This is a genomic window from Fodinibius sp. SL11 (genome assembly GCF_052060035.1).
In the GTDB taxonomy this organism is placed as follows: Bacteria; Bacteroidota; Rhodothermia; order Balneolales; family Balneolaceae; genus Fodinibius.
The window spans coordinates 1-1,331 of record NZ_JBPOEA010000035.1; the positions used below are offsets into that span (position 1 = coordinate 1).

Genomic DNA, 1,331 nt, shown 5'->3' on the forward strand with positions numbered 1-1,331 from the left:
GCTCCAAAACAAAGCGTGATAAAAAAGGGATCAGGCAGTATGGTCCAGGCCAGCGGCATCGCTACCGGAAATACGACTGCATAGGTTCCAAATGATGTGCCCGCCGCAAAGGCAATCAACATGCACAACCCCATCAAGATAGCCGGTAAAAACATCGGGGCGATCGCATCGCCCACCAATGCCACGACGTACTCGGCCGTACCCACTGATTCGGCTACTTCTTTTAGGGTTACCGCCAGCGCCAGGACAATCGCACCAATGGTCACCCCTTTACAACCATCCACGAAACCATCCATCACTGTTTTAAGCTCCATGCCTTTCGCCAGGGCAATAAACATTCCCGCCAATACCGCTAATACAAAGGCCTCGGCAATCAACAGCATCGGATCTTCGGTATTACCCATGATATAAAAGGTGATAACGTACGGAATGATAGCTACGCCCAGCAGGGTGCCAATGGGACCAAAAAAATCAATCAACCCAGAATTGTAGTCTTCCGGAATATCCATTTCCGTAAGCTCGGCAGAAGACATCGGGTCGGCGCCGTCACGATCCAATTTTCCTTCTTCACGAGACCGCTTAATAGCGTCCCTCATCTTCCTGCCGGGCACCCATGGCAACAGCTCCCAGGCAAAAAGTAAGGTCATCAACAAGGCAAATATGCCATAAAAGTTGAACGGTATGGCCTGAAAGAAAAAAGCGACCGCGTCTTGGGTAGTCTCAAAAAGGGGAATCGTCCCAACCACCAATCCACCTATGTAAATAGGCCAAACATTAAAGGGAATCACCGTGGCGGCCGGGGACGCTGTTGAGTCGACCATATAGGAACTCTCCTCGTGTGAAACGCCCTGCTCATCTGAGATCGGGCGGACCGTGGCCCCTGTTAATACCGTACTGATCGTTCCGCCTTGATGGAATACCAGTCCCATCATCCAGGTAAAAAACTTGGCAGATTTAGGTCCGCGTACCATTTTGCCTCCGGCCCATTCAGCAAAACGTTCGGCCCCGCCGGTGCGCGTCCAGATCCCAATAAGTCCGCCCAGTGACCACAAATACACCAGCAAAATGAGGGCGAAATTCTCCGTTCCGATCGAAGGAATCAGGTAGGCATCCACAATATTGATATTGCCCGAAATGAATCCTCCTAACACAATACCTACAAACAGGGAACTGACGACCTCTTGGGTCCAAAAGGCCAGTACAATAGCGACCAGCGGGGGCAGAACCGACCAAAATCCATAGTGGTCACCATACTTCGGCAGCTCACCCGCAAAAAGAACCCCCAATACGATCACAATAAGGGCTATGATGATATTTATACGATTTCCTTT

Annotated in this window: 1 protein-coding gene; it reads right to left on the bottom strand. The window is 50.6% G+C overall.

Annotated elements, in window-relative coordinates; genetic code table 11:
* On the bottom strand, positions 1 to 1,319 hold a 1,319-nt coding region (locus ACQ76V_RS15995), incomplete at its 3' end, for a Na+/H+ antiporter NhaC family protein (RefSeq protein ID WP_441001506.1).
* Positions 1,320 to 1,331: the final 12 nt, after the last annotated feature.